General features: G+C 71.5%; 14 protein-coding genes. 9 read left to right on the top strand and 5 right to left on the bottom strand.

The annotated features are described in order from the left end of the window. Nucleotides 1–40 precede the first annotated feature (40 nt). Entirely contained in the window at nucleotides 41–532 is a 492-nt protein-coding gene (locus BMW88_RS29230; RefSeq protein ID WP_245778148.1) for an RNA polymerase sigma factor, read from the top strand. After that, nucleotides 525–1,394 (top strand): hypothetical protein, encoded by an 870-nt coding sequence (locus BMW88_RS29235; RefSeq protein WP_089956601.1) that lies wholly within the window; start codon nucleotides 525–527, stop codon nucleotides 1,392–1,394. The genes BMW88_RS29230 and BMW88_RS29235 overlap by 8 nt, the downstream gene beginning before the upstream one ends. On the opposite strand, the gene BMW88_RS29240 is transcribed toward BMW88_RS29235, so the two are convergent. Further along, nucleotides 1,379–2,704, bottom strand: a complete 1,326-nt coding sequence (locus BMW88_RS29240) for a serine/threonine-protein kinase (RefSeq protein ID WP_245778140.1) — start codon at nucleotides 2,702–2,704, stop codon at nucleotides 1,379–1,381. The two genes, BMW88_RS29235 and BMW88_RS29240, sit on opposite strands and share 16 nt — an antisense overlap. A 69-nt stretch (nucleotides 2,705–2,773) precedes the next feature. On the opposite strand from BMW88_RS29240, the gene BMW88_RS29245 reads away from it, so the two are divergent. The 3 genes from BMW88_RS29245 to BMW88_RS29255 all read left to right on the top strand — a co-directional run bounded on the left by BMW88_RS29245 (nucleotide 2,774) and on the right by BMW88_RS29255 (nucleotide 5,873). Next, the gene (locus BMW88_RS29245; RefSeq protein WP_089956603.1) at nucleotides 2,774–3,730 is read left to right on the top strand and encodes a magnesium transporter CorA family protein; all 957 of its coding nucleotides are present in this window, start codon (nucleotides 2,774–2,776) and stop codon (nucleotides 3,728–3,730) included. A gap of 10 nt (nucleotides 3,731–3,740) precedes the next feature. Continuing rightward, nucleotides 3,741–4,508 carry an enoyl-CoA hydratase/isomerase family protein gene (locus BMW88_RS29250; RefSeq protein ID WP_245778141.1) on the top strand — a complete coding sequence of 256 codons (768 nt, stop codon included), beginning with the start codon at nucleotides 3,741–3,743 and terminating at the stop codon, nucleotides 4,506–4,508. 270 nt (nucleotides 4,509–4,778) lie between these two features. Next, on the top strand, nucleotides 4,779–5,873 hold the full coding sequence (locus BMW88_RS29255; RefSeq protein ID WP_177221434.1) for a right-handed parallel beta-helix repeat-containing protein: 1,095 nt from the start codon (nucleotides 4,779–4,781) through the stop codon (nucleotides 5,871–5,873). Nucleotides 5,874–5,949: 76 nt separating this feature from the next. Here BMW88_RS29255 and BMW88_RS29260 read toward each other — a convergent pair whose 3' ends face one another. Further along, on the bottom strand, nucleotides 5,950–6,405 hold the full coding sequence (locus BMW88_RS29260; RefSeq protein WP_245778142.1) for an SLATT domain-containing protein: 456 nt from the start codon (nucleotides 6,403–6,405) through the stop codon (nucleotides 5,950–5,952). Nucleotides 6,406–6,440: 35 nt separating this feature from the next. Here BMW88_RS29260 and BMW88_RS29265 point away from each other — a divergent pair, with 35 nt between their 5' ends. Further along, on the top strand, nucleotides 6,441–7,136 hold the full coding sequence (locus tag BMW88_RS29265; RefSeq protein ID WP_089956610.1) for a PIG-L deacetylase family protein: 696 nt from the start codon (nucleotides 6,441–6,443) through the stop codon (nucleotides 7,134–7,136). A 99-nt stretch (nucleotides 7,137–7,235) separates the two neighbouring features. Here BMW88_RS29265 and BMW88_RS29270 read toward each other — a convergent pair whose 3' ends face one another. Both BMW88_RS29270 and BMW88_RS29275 read right to left on the bottom strand, forming a co-directional pair. Continuing rightward, nucleotides 7,236–8,528, bottom strand: coding sequence for a UDP-glucose dehydrogenase family protein (locus tag BMW88_RS29270; protein ID WP_089956778.1), 1,293 nt, complete (start codon nucleotides 8,526–8,528; stop codon nucleotides 7,236–7,238). After that, the gene (locus BMW88_RS29275) at nucleotides 8,528–9,859 is read right to left on the bottom strand and encodes a glycosyltransferase family 4 protein (protein ID WP_089956613.1); all 1,332 of its coding nucleotides are present in this window, start codon (nucleotides 9,857–9,859) and stop codon (nucleotides 8,528–8,530) included. Before BMW88_RS29275 ends, BMW88_RS29270 begins: the two co-directional genes overlap by 1 nt. 111 nt (nucleotides 9,860–9,970) lie before the next feature. Here BMW88_RS29275 and BMW88_RS29280 point away from each other — a divergent pair, with 111 nt between their 5' ends. The 3 genes from BMW88_RS29280 to BMW88_RS29290 all read left to right on the top strand — a co-directional run bounded on the left by BMW88_RS29280 (nucleotide 9,971) and on the right by BMW88_RS29290 (nucleotide 15,220). Further along, on the top strand, nucleotides 9,971–11,980 hold the full coding sequence (locus tag BMW88_RS29280; protein WP_089956616.1) for a glycosyltransferase: 2,010 nt from the start codon (nucleotides 9,971–9,973) through the stop codon (nucleotides 11,978–11,980). Nucleotides 11,981–11,982: 2 nt separating this feature from the next. Continuing rightward, nucleotides 11,983–13,806 (top strand): asparagine synthase (glutamine-hydrolyzing), encoded by a 1,824-nt coding sequence (gene asnB / locus BMW88_RS29285; RefSeq protein ID WP_089956618.1) that lies wholly within the window; start codon nucleotides 11,983–11,985, stop codon nucleotides 13,804–13,806. A gap of 190 nt (nucleotides 13,807–13,996) precedes the next feature. Beyond that, nucleotides 13,997–15,220 carry an MFS transporter gene (locus BMW88_RS29290; RefSeq protein ID WP_089956621.1) on the top strand — a complete coding sequence of 408 codons (1,224 nt, stop codon included), beginning with the start codon at nucleotides 13,997–13,999 and terminating at the stop codon, nucleotides 15,218–15,220. Here the strand turns inward: BMW88_RS29290 and BMW88_RS29295 are convergent. Then, entirely contained in the window at nucleotides 15,192–16,037 is an 846-nt protein-coding gene (locus tag BMW88_RS29295) for a glycosyltransferase (protein WP_089956623.1), read from the bottom strand. The two genes, BMW88_RS29290 and BMW88_RS29295, sit on opposite strands and share 29 nt — an antisense overlap. Between the last annotated feature and the right edge of the window lie 3 nt (nucleotides 16,038–16,040).

Consider the following 16,040-nt stretch of genomic DNA (forward strand, 5'->3'; position numbering starts at 1 on the left):
ACCGCAACACCGGGGGTCCGGGAAGCCAACTGGGGACGTGATGTTCGCGGAGCTGTTCGACGAGCACGCCCATCCGCTGCACCGGTACCTGGCGCGGCGGGTGGGCGTCGACGTGGCCGACGACCTCGTCAGCGAGACGTTCCTCGCCGCGATGCGCGGTCAGGAGAGCTACGACCCGGAGCGGGGCAGCGTCGTCGGCTGGCTCTACGGCATCGCGACGAACCTGTTGCGCGGCCACGCCAAGCGCGAGACCCGCCTGCTGCGCACCGCCGAGCGCTACGGCGTCGACCTCGGGGTCGCCGAGTCGCTGGAGCACACGGTGGTCACCCGCATCGACGCGCGTTCGCACCTGCGGCGCATCGCCGGTGCCGTGGCCGGGATGTCCGGCGCCGACCGCGACCTGCTGCTGCTCGTGTCGCTCGCCGGGCTGAGCGTGCAGGAGGCGGCGGAAGCCCTGGAGATGAACGCCGGTACCGCGAGGTCCCGCCTGCACCGCCTGCGCGCCAAGCTGAAGGAAGTGACACATGCGTGACGTGCTGGACGACGACCTCGCCGAGCTGTACCCGGTGCGGCCCGCCGACGACCCGCGGCTCGGCCGCCTGCGCGAGCGGCTCTTCGCGGAGGAGCCACCACCCCGCTCACGGCGCTGGGCCGGGGTCGCGGCGGCCGCCGCGGCGGTGGTGATGATCACCGGGCTCGTGGCGGCGCTGCGGCCCGCGGCCCGCGACGCACCCGCCACGATGCCCACCGCGCCCGCCACCTCGTTGCAGGAGGCCGCGACGCTGCTGGAGCTGGCCCCGAAGCCGGTCGCGAAGTACCGGCACGTCACGTACACGATCTGGCAGACGATGAGCTTCGGGGGGATCGAGGGCGGCCCGTTCAGCGCCACCGCGCTCGAGTTCCGGATCGACGCGTGGGTGCCCACCGCGAACGGCGAGATGGTCGTCATCTACCGGCGGTTCACCGGCAACCACCGCGCGGTCACCGGTGTTCAGCAGAACCTCGACCGCATCGTGCCCAACGACTACAACGGCCCGCAACTGTGGGGCACCTTCTGCACCGCGACTCCGTGCCGGGAGACCAGCCTCGCGCTGCCGCTGCCGGTCACCCCCTCGCGGAAGCTGGAGGGCGCCTCGTCGAGGCTGCTGTCGCCGTACACGACCAACGAGGAGAAGGCCGCGACCTACCGCGAGCTCGCCGCCTCCCCCGAGGTCCGCTGGGACAACGGGACGGTGACGGTCGACGGCGGCCTGACGTCGTTCCGCATCGACCCCGCGACCGGCGAGGTGGTCGGCTCGGCAGAGGCGCCGCCCGCCACCAGCCCGCTGCCGCCGGGCGTACCGCTGCTGGCGGTCTCCGTCAGCAGCGAGTGGACCGATCAGCGACCGTCGTAGGACCTCGGCAGGTACCAGGCCAGGGCGGCGCGCAGCTCGGCGACCTCGCGCTCGCGCCGCCGCCTGGTCCGCTCGTGGGCGATCGGGAAGACCCGCACACCGCCGTGGTGGGCGCCGAAGAAGCGGCGCGGCGCCGGGTCTTTCAGCCAGACGACGACCCACGGCCGTTTCTTGTGCGGCACCACGCGCACCCGTGCCAGCTCATACCACCAGTACTGGTGGAACTTGCCGTTGCGGGTGGTGGCGATGCCCTCACGGCTCACCTCGATGACGACCTTGCTGCGGGCCGCGGCGCCGAAGAACCGCGCCGCGCGCACGACGAGCACGCAGAAGGCGGCCAGCGCCAGCAGCTGCGTGGCGCCGTTGGCCTTCGCGGCCGGGTCGGCGATCGCGGCCGCGAGCAGGGCGGCGGCGAGGTTCAGCACACCCCACGCCATCGGCACGAACCGCGACGTCGAGAACGTCGCCGCGGCGGGCGTCATCGGCGCGGGCAGCTTCGTGGCCGGCGGCTTCGGCGTGACGACCTGGGAGAGCAGCCGCGTCACCTCGGCCGGGTCGGGGCGCTTGGCCGGGTCGCGGTGCATGCACTTCTGCACCAGCGGCCGCAGCGCCTTGGGCACACCCTCGATGTCCGGTTCGCCGTGGGCGGCCTTGTACAGCAGCGTCGCGGTCGGCCCCTCGCCGAACGGGCCTCTGCCCGTCGCCGCGTAGACCAGCACCGCGCCGAGGGCGAACACGTCCGACGGCGCGGCGACCTCCTGGCCGGTGATCTGCTCCGGCGACAGGAAGCCCGGCGTGCCGAAGACCATGCCGGTCTCGGTGAGCGCCGTGTGCTCCATCGCGCGGGAGATGCCGAAGTCGATCACGCGCGGCCCGTCGGCGCCGAGCAGCACGTTGGACGGCTTGAGGTCGCGGTGCACCAGGCCAGCGCGGTGGATCGCGGTGAGCGCCTCGGCCAGCCCTTCGGCGAGTCGTCTCAGGTGGTGCTCGGGCAGCGGGCCGTGCCGCTCGATCGCCTCCTGCAGCGTCGGGCCCGGCACGTACTCCGTCGCCATCCAGGGGCGAGGCGCGCGCGTGTCCGCGTCGACGACCGCGGCCGTGCCGGCGCTGCCGACCGCCCTGGCCATCTGGACCTCGCGGCGGAACCGCTCGCGGAAGCGCGGGTCGTCGGCGAGCTCCGCGCGGGCCACCTTGACGGCGACCTGCCGCCCGTCGCTGCCTTGTCCCAGGTAGACCGTTCCCATGGCGCCACGACCGAGCCTGCCCAGCAGCAGGTAGTCGCCGATGCGTTGTGGTTGGTCCACCTTCACCGGATCGAGGGTAGCGGGAACTCGGGCCGAAACCTCACATCTGAGTAGATCTACGTACGCTTGTCACCCATGGGGCGCACCCGCTTGTACCGCAACGGCGAACTCGCCGACCAGGGCTTCCCGGTCGCCGACGTCGCGAAGCACCTGCAAGATCAGTCCGCCGTCGTGTGGTTCGACCTCTGCGCGCCGTCGGAGGAGGAGAGAGGTCTGCTGCGCGACGAGCTGGGGCTGCACGCGCTCGCGATCGAGGACGCCTTCTCCGAGCGGCAGCGCCCCAAGGTCGACCGCTACCCCACCCACCTGTTCCTGTCGGTCCACGCGGTCCGGTACGACGAGCGCGAGATCAAGACGTGCGAGGTCGACGTGTTCGTGACCCGCAACGCGCTCGTCACCGTGCGCGAGAGCGAAGACTACGACCTCGCGAGCGTGGAGCGCCGGTGGGACAGCTCGCCGTCGTTGGCCTCGTCGGGCATCGGGTTCCTGCTGCACGGCCTGCTCGACGACGTCGTGGACGGCCACTACGCCGCCGCCCAGGCCCTCGACGACGAGATCGACGACCTCGAGGACCGCATCTACGACGACCGGCCGCACGTGGGCCGCGAGGCGTTGCAGCTCCGGCGGGCGCTGGTGCGGCTGCGGCGCGTCGCGCTGCCGATGCGCGAGGTGCTGGGCTCGCTGCTGCACCGCGAGCACGAGCTGGTGGACGACACGATGCTGCCGTACTACCTGGACGTCAAGGACCACGCGCTGTTCACCGCGGAGCTGACCGAGTCGATGCGCGAGCTGGTCACGAACCTGCGCGAGGCCGAGGTGGCGGTGCAGGGCAACCGGCTCAACTCGATCATGAAGAAGGTCACGAGCTGGGCGGCGATCATCGCCGTGCCGACCGCGATCACCGGCTACTACGGCATGAACGTGCCCTACCCCGGTTTCGAGCAGCGCTGGGGCGTCTGGGTGGCGACGCTGGGCATCGTCGGCCTCTCCTACTTCCTGTACCTGATGTTCAAACGCCGCGACTGGCTGTGAGGGACCCGCTGTGAAGATCCACCTGACCCGGCAGGCCGAGCTCGCGATCATCACGATCGACGCGCCGCCGCTCAACCTCTACGCGCTGGACCTCGACGCCGAGTTCCACGACGCCCTGGACGAGCTGGGAGACGCGCGGGCGCTGCTGGTCACCGCGTCGGGCCGGGTCGTGTCCGGCGGCGTCGACGTGTCGCTGTTCGCGGCCCAGGAGTACCGCGAGGACGCGCAGGCGCTGTTCGACCGCATGCTGCTGCTCCCCCAGCGCCTCGCCGACCTGCCGATCCCGACCGTCTTCGCCGCGCACGCGTTGTGCCTGACCTGGGCGTTCGAGCTGGCGGTGGCGTGCGACCTGATCGTGGCCGCCGAGAGCGCCCGGTTCGGGCTCGTGGAGAAGGTGGTCGGGCTGACGCCCACCATGGGCGGCACCCAGCGCCTGGCGGCCCGCGCGGGCGTCGGCCGCGCCAAGGAGCTGGTGATGACCGGCGACCTCTACGACGCGGCGACGCTCGAACGCTGGAACGTCGTCAACCGCGTCTTCCCGGACGAGGGATTCGCCCTCGCCGCGGAGCGGTTCGCCCTTTCGCTCGCGACCGGTCCGACGCGGGCGCATTCCGCGACCAAGCAGGTGCTCGCGCATTTCGGCCACGGCGGCGTTCCGGAGGCGGACGCCCACGTCACGACGATCGCGTCCGCGTTGTTCGAAACGGAAGACCTGCCACGCGCCGTGCACAGCTTCCTCGCGGACGGTCCCGGCCGGGCGACATTCACGGGCCGCTGAACTCACTCATCGGAAATCCGGATGGCTCGGTGATAAGACCGTGATCTGCCTCCTCACCCGGACGAGCTATTCCCGTTCGCCCGGAAGACGATGTTGTGGCACAACGGGTTCCGCTTGACTCCTCCTGCCGGTACGTGCAGTGTGCTGGTCGTTCAACGGCCCCGTGCGAAACCCCGTCGCACGAGTTTGTACAAATTCCGCAACGGCCGACGACACAATCAGCGAGTTCACGGTCCCCCGTCGTGAACACGCGTGGAGGTAGAACCAGCCGTGAAACCGAGATTGGCCGTGCTGCTGACCGGTGGTGTCATCGCGCTGGCCGCCTGTTCCCCGACGAAGGCGGTCCAGCCGACACCGGTGGCCGAGAGCTCCAGCGCCACCCCGACCAGCAGCACCGGCAGCTCCTCCGCCGCCCCGAGCGGCTCCCCGGCCCCGAGCTCCACCGTCCGCTCCGCCACCAACGGCCCCGTGAAGCCCCCGCCCACCCCCGCGCCGGCCGGTTCCCCCGGCTGGAAGCTCACCAGGGCGAGCACCGGGCTCGCCGCCGTGGGCCTCGACTGCGACTCCCTGCCGCTCTACACCGGCCCCGCCGCCCCCGCCGCGGGCACGGTGATCTCCGGCAAACGCGTCGAACAGGCCCTGACGCTCTTCGCGGGCAACATCACGGTCGAGAAGTCCTGCGTCCGCCCCGTCAAGCTCGCCGAGGCCGCCCCGCTGATCACCACCAACGGCCCGTGCGGCACCAACTCGTGCCAGGTGACCGGTGCCCCGGTGACCATCCGCGACTCCGACGTCGACGGCTCGCGGCTGTCCGCGTCGACCATCGCGAAGTCCTGCGCGTTCCTCGGCATCGGCACCCTGCAGCGCAACCACATCACCGGCATGGGCTCGGGCATCTGCTTCTACAACACCGGCCACGCGCTGAACGGCCTCGCCGAGGGCAACTACGTGCGGGGCCTGCGCACGGCCGGTGACGCGCACAACGACGGCGCCACCGTCCGCGACTTCCCGCTGGACCGCAACCCGGCCCGCACGCTGACGTTCCGCAACAACCGCATCGACTGCTCCACCGGTCAGGACACCGGCGCCCTGTTCATCCAGACCTACGGCGGCGACATCGACAACGTCACCGTCGAGGGCAACCTGCTGGAGGGCGGCGGCTACCAGCTCGGCCTCGAGTCGAGCCACGGCCACCGGTACGGCCGCAACATGAAGGCCGTCGACAACCGCTTCACCGGCAGCGGGTGGGGCGCGGCCTACGTGACGGCCAACGGCGTCGGTTACTCGTGGGCGGTCTGGGAGGACAACTTCCTGCTGGACGTGAACGCCCCGGACGCCAAGGGCAAGCCCGCGAGCAAGCCGTAGCGGCTCGGCCGGTTCTTGGTCGCGGGAAGCCCCGTGCGTGGTGCCGGATCTGCGCCACGCACGGGGGCCGGCACGCCTAGGCGTTGTCGCGGAACCTCATCCACCGCGAGCTCAACGAGTCCCAGATCTCCTGATACTGCTCGAACATCTCCCGGACCCGCTCCGCGTCCACCTCCTCGGCGGGGGTGGAGGCGACGTAGAACAGGAGGTCGTCCTCCAGCCGGTGGAACCGGTGGCTCGCGTCCTCCATCAGCACCCACAGCGACCGCCAGGCGAAGAACGGCTCCAGGGCGGACACCACGGTCACCACCGCGACGAGCGAGAACGCCGTTCCGGTCCAGGGGTCGAGGTTCTGCAGCCCGAGGATGATCGTCGACGCCGCGGACAGGACCAAAGTGGTCAGCCGCACGGTCACGGACTTCCACCGGAACCGGTGCTTCCGGGAGCGCGCGTAGGTGTGTCCGCGGGCGATCTGCGAGCGGAGGTGGTGGGCGAGTTCCAACGGCTTCAGGCCGGACGGCAAGTCGGTCACGCGCCGCACAATAATGAGCGGGTACCGTCGCCCGCGTGCAGTTCGCCGGACCGAGAACCCTGCTGGCCGTCCACGCCCACCCCGGCGACGAGTCGACGGCGACCGGTGGCCTGCTCGCCCTCTACGCCCGCCGCGGCGTCCGCACCGTGGTGGTGACGTGCACCAACGGCGAGTTCGACGACGCGCTGAGCGGTGCGGTGCCCGGTGAGGTCGGCCACCACCCGCAGGCCGTCGCGGCCCACCGCAAGGCCGAGCTGCAGGCGGCGGCGGACGCGCTGGGGATCACCGATCTGGAGCTCCTCGGCTACCACGACTCCGGGCACACCGGCGAGGTGCCCGGGGGCGGGTTCTGCACGATCCCCGTCGAGACGGCCGCGGGCCGGCTCGCGGCGCTGGTCGAGCACTACCGGCCGCAGGTCGTCGTCACGCACTACAGCACGCACCGCGACCACATCCACGTCAACCGGGTGGCGAAGCTCGCCGTCCGGCGCACCGGCATCCCCGCCAAGCTCTACCTCACCGCCGCGGACGGTTCGACGACGATCGACATCAGCGAGGTCGCGGACGTCAAGCGCAAGGCGTTGCAGTGCCACGCCAGCCAGCAGGTGCACGGGGCTTTCGCGTTGCGGGAGCACTACTTCCGGGCGGCGGACACCACCGGCGCGCCGTTGCCGGAGACCGACGTCTTCGCCGGTGTCACCCACCACGGGCCCGACCTGCCCCGGTGGTGAGAACGCCGGAGGAGGCGTTCCCGTTGCGGGAGCAGCACTTCCGCGCGGCGGGCACGACCGGTGGGGCGTTCACCGTGCGGAAGCCCACTCCCACCCGGTTCAGCGGCCGAGCGATGTGCAGGTGAAGCCGGCGCGGCGGATGACGTCCGGGTCCAGGATGTTGCGGGTGTCGACGACGACCGGCTGGCGGACGGTGCCGGCGAGCCGGGCCCAGTCCAGCGAGCGGAAGTCCGGCCACTCGGTGAGCACCACCAGCGCGTCGGCGTCCTTCGCTGCCTGGTACGGGTCGTCCACAACGGACACCGGGCCCAGGTCCCTGCCGCCGGGCAGCGCCGGGTCGTACCCGACCAGCTCGGCGCCCGCTTGGCGCAGCAGGGCCGCGACGGCCAGGGCCGGTGAGTCGCGCAGGTCGTCCGTGCCCGCCTTGAAGGTCAGGCCGAGCAGGCCCAGGCGCACGTGGGACAGCGAGCCGCCGCGCTTGCCGGTGACCGCCAGGCGGACCTTCTCGACCATCCGCTGGCGCTGGCGCTCGTTGGTGTCGATCGTGGCGCGCAGCAGGCGGAACTCGAAGTCGGCCGCGTCGGCGACCTGGAGCATCGCGTGCGTGTCCTTGGGCAGGCACGAGCCGCCCCAGCCGGGGCCGGGGTTGAGGAACGCCTGCCCGATGCGCTTGTCGTAGCCCATGCCCTCGGTGACGTCGGTGATGTTCGCGCCGAGCCGCTCGCACAGCTCCGCGACCGCGTTGACGTAGGAGAGCTTCATCGCGAGGAAGCAGTTCGCCGCGTACTTGACCATCTCGGCCGAGGCCGCGTCGGTCAGCACCGTCGGCGCGCCCAGGCGGGCGTAGAGGGCGGCCACGCGCTCGGCGGCGTCCTGCTGGTCGCAGCCGACGACGATGCGGTCCGGGTTCAGGAAGTCGTGGACGGCCGAGCCCTCGCGGAGGAACTCGGGGTTCGACACGACGGCGACGTCGTCCCGCCGCAGCAGCTCCGCGGTGCGCACCGCCGTGCCGACGGGGACCGTGGACTTGTTCACGATCACGCAGCCGGACGGCAGCAGGTCGCGCGTCTCGTCCACAACGGACTCGACGGCCTGCAGGTCCGCGATGCCGCCCACCCCCATCGGCGTCGGCACGCAGAGGAACACGACCTCGGCGTCGGCCACCGCGGCGGAGGCCCCCAGGACGAACGACAACCGGCCGGACGCGAGGCCTTCCGCGACCAGTTCGGCGAGCCGCGGTTCGAGGATGTCGACCTCGCCGCGCGCGAGCCGCTCGACCTTGGCCGCGTCGACGTCCGCGCACACCACGCTGTGCCCCAGCGAGGCGAGGCAGGCGCCCGTGGTCAAGCCGACGTAGCCGGTGCCGACGACCGCGATCCTTCTGACGAACATCATTCTCCCGTTCGGTTCACGGCGAACGCGCGGAGCACGGCGTCGTCGCTCACGTCGATCATCTTGTTGCCCCACCGGTCGGTGCCCGCACCGAGCGCGGGCCTGCCGTCGGGGAACGGGCCGCGCGAGGCGAACCCGGTGAGCCCGTCGAACACCGCCACGTAGTTCTCGGCCTGCGGGCGCCAGTCGAGCTCCGCCTCGCAGCGGCGCCGGCCCTCGAAGCCCAGGCGCGCGCGGCGTTCGGCGTCGTCCAGCAGGTCGAGCAACGACGTGGTGAACGCCTCGACGTCACCCGGCTCGACGTAGACGGCGCAGTCGCCGGCGGACACCACGGTCTCCGTCAGCCGGTACGAGACGACCGGCAGCGCGTAGGCCATGTACTCCATGGTCTTGTTCATAGTGGACACGTCGTTGAGAGGTGACAACGGATCCGGGCCGAGACCGGCGGAGGCGGTCGAGAGGTACCGGGTGATCCGGTCGGGCCCGACGCGTCCCGTGAACTCCACGTAGGGGTCGAGCCCCCAAGCCGCTGCCTGCGCCTTCAGATCTTCGAGGCAGTCACCGAAGCCCAGCAGCGCGAACCGGACGTCGGTGCGGCCGCGGTCGAAGACCACCCTCCTGGCCACTTCCAGGACACCGTCGACGCCGTCCTGCGGGCCCATGATCCCGAGGTAGGCCACCAGGTGTTTGCCGCCGCGCCGGAGCTCGTCCACCCCCTCGACAGGTCGCATGACCGTGGTGTCCGGGCCGGAGCGCACGACGGCGGTGCGCTCGGGCGGCACGGAACCGCGCGTCCACGCGATCTTCTGGTACGAGGTGTTGGTGGACGTCACCCGGTCGGCGGTGCGGAACGTCCGGCGCTCCAGCCATTTCAGGACGCGGTACTGCGCTTTGCCCGCCACGCCGGTGGGCTCGCCGAAGCGGGACAGGAAGACCTCGGGGTTGAGGTCGTGGTGGTCGAAGACGAACTTGACACCCCCGAGCCGCCACAACAACGCCAGCGCCCAGTACGTGTCCGGCGGGTTGCACGCCTGCATGACGTCGAACCGCCTGCGGGCGCGGACCTTCACGCTCAGCAACGCCGTGCGCACCCAGCAGTACAGGAACTCCCACGCATAGCCCAACGCGCCCTGCGCCTGGGGCGGCGGAGCGTACTTGTGGAGGTGCACTCCGTCGAGCAGTTGGTAAGCGGGATCACCAGGGCCCTTGGGGCAGATCACCGACACCTCGTACCCGGCCGCGGTGAGGGCGCGGCATTCCAGCCACACCCGGCGGTCCAGCGGCACGGGGAGGTTCTGCACGATGATCAGCACGTGCGGCGATGACGTCACGCCTTGGTTCTCGTCCGGGAGGGCGAAACGGTTACAGCCCGCCCGCACCTCGTAACGGAGGTTCCGGATCTCTCGATGTAGCGAGAACAAGCCCCGGAGCGAGGAGCGGTTGTGGAGCGGTCACCTGTCGCGGTGGTCATCGTCACGTACCAGAGCGAACAGGTCATCGCCGGATGCCTGGACTCGCTGCCCGACGACGTGAGGGTCATCGTCGTCGACAACGCTTCCACCGACGGCACTGTGGCGGCCGCCACCCGCCCCGGCGTGGAGGTGCTGCGCAACGAGGTCAACGGCGGGTTCGCGGCGGGCGTGAACGCGGGCATCAAAGCCGCGGCGGGCCACGACGTCCTCGTCCTGAACGCCGACATCCGCCTGCACCCCGGAGCCGTCGCGGCACTGCGCGCGACCGGCAAGCCGATCGCCGTGCCCCGCCTGGTCGACGAGAGCGGCGCGCTGTCGCACTCGCTGCGCCGCAGGCCCCGGGTCGCCGGCGCGGTCGCCGAGGCGCTCGTCGGCGGTGGCCGCGCCGGGCGGATCGGTCTGGGTGAGACGGTCACCGACGACAAGGCCTACCAGGGCGCGCACGCCGCCGACTGGGCGACCGGCTGCGCGTGGCTCGTCAGGCGCGAGGTCATCGAGCGGCACGGCCTGCTGGACGAGCGGTACTTCCTCTATTCGGAGGAGACCGACTACATGCTGCGGGCGGGCGGTGTGTGGTTCGAACCGCGCGCGACGGCCACGCACATCGGCGGCGAAGTCTCCACGAACGCAAGGCTGTGGTCGATGCTCACCGCGAACAAGGTGCGGCTGCACCGCGAGCGGCACGGCCGGTTCGCCGGGTTCTCGATGTGGCTCGCGATGGTGCTCAACGAAGGGCTTCGCGCGCGGGCGCCGAAGCACCGCACGGCGTTGAAGGGCCTGTTCGGGATGCGGCGCTGGCCCACGGAGGTGGCGTCGGAGGGACCGGGCTACCTGTGCTTCAGCGCGCAGGACTGGTGGTACCACAACCGGGCGCACTCGGACTTCCAGCTCCTGCGCCGAGTCGCCAAGCACCGCAAGGTGTTGCTGGTCAACAGCATCGGCCTGCGGATGCCCTCGCCGGGCAGGAGCACCCAGTTCCTGCGCCGCATCCTGCGCAAGGCCAAGAGCGTCGCGATGCTGGTGCGCCGGCCCATCGCGGAGACGCCGAACTTCTACGTGATGACGCCCGCTCCCCTGCCGTTCTACGGCAAACCGTGGCTGCGCAAGCTCAACTCGGTGCTGGTGCGCGCGCAGGTGCGTCTCGTGTGCCTCTTCCTGCGGATGGGCACCCCGGTCGTCGTCGCCACGATCCCCACCGCGTGGGACGTCGTGCAGCCCATGCGGCACAAGGGCCTGATCTTCAACCGCTCGGACCGGCACTCGGCGTTCCCCGAGGCCGACCAGGGCACCATCGCCGGGCTGGAGAACCAGCTCCTGTCCAATTCGGACACCGTGCTGTACGTCTCGCGGGCGTTGCAGCAGGAGGAGTCCGCGCTGACCGGCGAGCGCGCGCACTTCCTCGACCACGGCGTCGACGTCGACCACTTCACGCGGCGCGACGAGCTGCCGGCGGACATCGCGTCGATCCCGGGGCCGCGCATCGGGTTCTTCGGCAGCCTCGACGACTACCTGGTCGACTTCGACCTGCTCGAGAGGGTCGCGCAGGAGTTCCCCGACGCGTCGGTGGTGCTGATCGGTGACGCCACCTGCTCGATGGAGCGCTACGACAGGTATCCCAACGTGCACTGGCTCGGCTTCCGCTCCTACGAGCAGATCCCCGGCTACGGCTCGGCTTTCGACGTGGCGCTGATGCCGTGGCTCGACAACGACTGGATCAAGCACGCGAACCCGATCAAGATGAAGGAGTACCTCGCCCTGGGCCTCGCCGTGGTGTCCACGGACTTCCCCGAGGTCGAGCGCTACTCCGACGTCATCCGCATCGCGTCCGGCGAGGCCGACTTCATCGACTTGGTCCGCCTGACGCTCAAGGACGGCGGGCTCAGGACGCCGGCCGAACGGCGCGCGGCCGTCCTGACCGCCTCGTGGGACTCCCGCGCGCGTGAGCTGATGCGGCTCGCCGAAGACGCCGGGAGGCGATGACCATGTGCGGAATCGCAGGCGTCAGGCGGTTCGACGGCGCGCCCGTCTCCCGCGAGCTGCTCGCGGAGATGGCGAAGCGGCTGCACCACCGGGGACCCGACGACAGCGGCTTCTTCTCCGACGGCCCGATCGGCTTCGCCCACACCCGGCTGTCGATCATCGACCTGGCCGGGTCGCCGCAGCCGATGGCCGGCGCGTCGGGCACCACGACGATCGCGTTCAACGGCGAGATCCTGAACTACCGGCAGCTGCGCGCCGAGCTCGCGTACCCGTTCCGGACGCAGGGCGACACCGAGGTGCTGCTGGCGCTGTACGAGCTGCACGGGCCGTCGGCGGTCGCCAAGCTGCGCGGCCAGTTCGCGTACGCGCTGCACGACGCCGCCAGCGGTGAGACGCACCTGTTCCGCGACCGGCTGGGGATCCTGCCGCTGTACTACTACGCGGACTCGGCCGTGTTCGCGTTCGCGTCCGAGATCAAGGCGCTGCTGCCGGTGCTCGGCTCGGTGAACGTCGACCACGAGTCGTTGCACGACTACCTGGCGCACCGGTCGGTGCCCGCGCCCCACACGCTCGTGCGGGGCGTGCGGAAGCTGCCGCCGGGCCACCACCTGGTGGTGTCGGCCGACGGCTCGGTGCGGGCGTCGCCGTACTGGGAGCTGCCGCGCGAGCCGGAGATCCGGTCCGTGCCGCCCGCCGAGGCCGTCCGGCTGGTCGAGGAGGCGCTGACGGCGTCCGTGCGCGACGCGCTGGTCGCGGACGTGCCGGTCGGCGCGTACCTGTCCGGCGGCGTCGACTCGTCGCTGATCGCCGCGCTGGTGGCGCGCGAGCGCGAGGGCGGCCTGCTGCACACGTTCTCCGCCGGCTTCGGCGACCCGCGGGTCGACGAGCTGCACTGGGCGCAGAAGGTCGCCGGGATCGTCGGCAGCGAGCACCACGAGGTGGTCGTGACGGCCGAGGACTTCCGCGACGGCTGGGCGAAGCTCTCCTGGCACCGCGACGCGCCGCTGTCCGAGCCCGCCGACGTGGCCGTGTTCCGCCTCGCCGAGCTGGCACGCCGGGACGTGAAGGTCGTGCTGTCCGGCGAGGGCAGCGACGAGCTCTTCGGCGGCTACCCCAAGTACCGCTTCGCCCAGGCGACCCGCCTCGCGGGTGCGGCGCCCTCGTCCCTCCTGCGGCGCTTGGAGAAGGCGCTGCCCGCCTCCGGGGCACGGCTGGGCGTCGCGTTGCGCGCCATCGCCGAACCCTCCTACGCCGAACGCCTGCGCGGCTGGTTCGCGCCCTTCACGGTGGCCGAGCGGGCCGCGCTGCTGGGCGGTCCGGCGGCGCGGCCGGTGCCGGCGCCGTACCGGACCGGGCGTGGGGACGCGGTGCGGCGCATGCTCTACGCCGACTCGCACACCTGGCTCGCCGACAACCTGCTGGAGCGCGGCGACCGCATGTCGATGGCCGCGTCGCTGGAGCTGCGCCCGCCGTTCCTCGACCACCGGCTGGCGGAGCTGGCGTTCTCGTTGCCCAGCGACGTGAAGGTCCGGGGCGGCACCACCAAGTGGGTGGTGAAGGAGGTGGCGCGCCGGCACCTGCCCGCCGACGTCGTCGACCGGCCCAAGTCGGGCTTCAAGGTGCCGCTGGACGCGTGGTTCCGCGACGGGTTGCGGGACATGGCCTACGACCTGCTGACCGGGCCGACCTCGTTCGTGGGCAAGACCTTCGACCGGGCCGCGGTCAGGTCGCTGCTCGACGACCACGACTCGGGTGACCGCAACGAGCAGCCGCGCATCTGGACGCTGCTGTCGCTCGAGGTGTGGCACCAGACGTTGAGCTGGTGAGCGCCGTGGCGCAGGCGTTCCCCGGTCCGCACCGGGTCCCGCGCGCCGAGGCACCCGCACCACCCGCACCACCGGCAGGAGGCCCATGACCCTGGACCCGCCCCTCACCAGCCCACCCCGCACCACCTCACTCCGCCGCCGGGAGCCGCTCGTCGTCCTGCCCGCGGCCGGAACACCGGGCTGGTAGGCCGTGTACGTCGCCTCGTCGCGCCCAGCCAGGACCGACTTCCGCAAGCGGTTGCCGGGCACCGTCTTCGCGCTCGGCACCGTCAGCCTGCTGACCGACGTCTCCGCCGAGATGATCACCGCGTTCCTGCCCGTCTACCTGCTGTTCACGCTGCAGCTCGGCTACGCGCAGTTCGGCCTGCTCGACGGCATCTACACCGGTGCCACGGCGGTCCTCAGGCTCGTGGGCGGCGGCGTGGCGGACAAGTTCCGCAAGCCCAAGGCCGTCGCGGCCGCCGGTTACGGCCTGTCCGCCGCCACCAAGCTCTTCTTCCCCCTGGTAGGCGCGTCCGCGTTCGGCATCGGCGCGCTGATGGCCGCGGACCGGGCGGGCAAGGGCATCCGGACCGCGCCCAGGGACGCGATGATCTCGCTCGCCACGCCGGAGGACCGGCTCGGCGCGGCGTTCGGCGTGCACCGGAGCATGGACACGGTCGGGGCGCTGCTGGGCCCGCTCGTCACGTTCCTGCTGCTCGCCCAGATCGGCATGGTGCCGGGCCCGGTCTTCGCGGTGTCGGCGGCCTTCGCGGTCATCGGGCTGATCGTGCTGATCTCGTTCGTCCGGGAGCCGAAGACCGGCGAGGCGAAGGGGCCGCGGCCGTCGTTCAAGGCGGGCCTCGGGCTGCTCGACGACAGGCAGTTCCGCCGCACCACCGTCTCGGCCGGGCTGCTGGGCCTCGCCACGGTGTCCGACGCGTTCGTCTACGTGCTGGTGCAGAAGGCCACGAACATCTCGCTCGGCTACCTGCCCCTGCTCCCGCTCGGCACGGCGGTCGTCTTCCTCGCGGCCGCCGCGCCGCTCGGGAAGCTCTCGGACCGGCTCGGGCGCTGGCGGATGTTCCTCATCGGCCACGGCTTGCTGCTCGGCGTGTACGCGTTGCTGTTCATCCCGCGGGGCGGGATGGGCGTCGCCATCGCGGCTCTGCTGCTGCACGGGCTGTTCTACGCCGCCACCGACGGCGTGCTGTCGGCCAAGGTGAGCGAGTCGGCGCCGGAGTCGCTGCGGGCCTCCGGCCTGAGCGTCGTGCAGACCGGGCAGGCGCTGGGGCGGCTGGTGTCCTCCGTCGCCTTCGGACTGCTGCTGCAGTACACGAGCATCACGACGGGCGTCGCGGTGGCGCTGGTGGCGCTCACCGCGACGCTGGTCGTGAGCTACGGGATCAACCGCGAGCAGCCAGCTTCTGCTTGATGCTCTCGAAGCCGTTCTCGCCCAGCACCTTCATGGCGGCGTTCTTCGCGGCGACGCGCCCGGAGTCGCGGAGGAACCGGATCGGCTGGGACACCAGGCGGTCCTGCGCCACGGCCCGCGGCCCCGGCGCGGAGACGTCGTCCAGCGACGCGCCGAAAGCGGCCCTGTACGGCTCGGGCGGGACGAGCCGGCCGCGCGTGCGGTTCGAGACGTTGCCGCCGTGCACGACCTGCAGCCACGCCGGCGCGCCGCCCAGCTCCACGGCGGGGAGGTGCAGGTGCATCCGGTTGTGCCAGTGCGCCCAGCAGGTCACCGGCTCGTCCCAGCTCTCGCGGACCGAGACGAACGCGTTGTGCCGGTCCACCCGGTGGTACAGCCCGCCCGGCGCTTTGATCAGGCCGTTGACCAGGTAGTAGGCCGCCGTGGTGGTGGGCCGGGGAGCGGCGCGGAGGCGTTCGGCGAAGTCGGCGGCGAGACCGTCGTCGTTGTCGAGGTTCGTGGTGATGAGCTCGGAGCCGGTCCGGCCGAAGAGGGACCGGATGTCCGACCTCAGCTCTTCGCGGGAGACCTCCGCGCGGTAGACGGGCGTGTACGCGTCACCGTGGGAGGCGATCCTGTCCTTGAGCCAGGAGGGTGACTCGGGGTCGAAGTAGACGAGCCACCGCGGCCGTTCGCCGGTCTGCGCGAGAACCGATGGCAGGCAGTAGCGCTCGAACAGCGCAACGCGTTCGGTCAGCCATCCTTCCTTCGCCCGGACGTAGCTCTCCGCCCCTTTCGACGGCAGGTTGAAGCGCGTCAGGATGACGTGGTCGGCCATGAC

The organism is Lentzea xinjiangensis, from assembly GCF_900110955.1.
Taxonomy (GTDB): domain Bacteria; phylum Actinomycetota; class Actinomycetes; order Mycobacteriales; family Pseudonocardiaceae; genus Lentzea; species Lentzea xinjiangensis.

Coding starts and splice junctions, on each gene's coding strand:
- BMW88_RS29270 (WP_089956778.1), bottom strand. CDS start 8,528: ATGTTCGTCAGAAGGATCGCGGTCGTCGGCACCGGCTACGTCGGCTTG.
- BMW88_RS29230 (WP_245778148.1), top strand. CDS start 41: ATGTTCGCGGAGCTGTTCGACGAGCACGCCCATCCGCTGCACCGGTAC.
- BMW88_RS29235 (WP_089956601.1), top strand. CDS start 525: ATGCGTGACGTGCTGGACGACGACCTCGCCGAGCTGTACCCGGTGCGG.
- BMW88_RS29295 (WP_089956623.1), bottom strand. CDS start 16,037: ATGGCCGACCACGTCATCCTGACGCGCTTCAACCTGCCGTCGAAAGGG.
- BMW88_RS29245 (WP_089956603.1), top strand. CDS start 2,774: ATGGGGCGCACCCGCTTGTACCGCAACGGCGAACTCGCCGACCAGGGC.
- asnB (WP_089956618.1), top strand. CDS start 11,983: ATGTGCGGAATCGCAGGCGTCAGGCGGTTCGACGGCGCGCCCGTCTCC.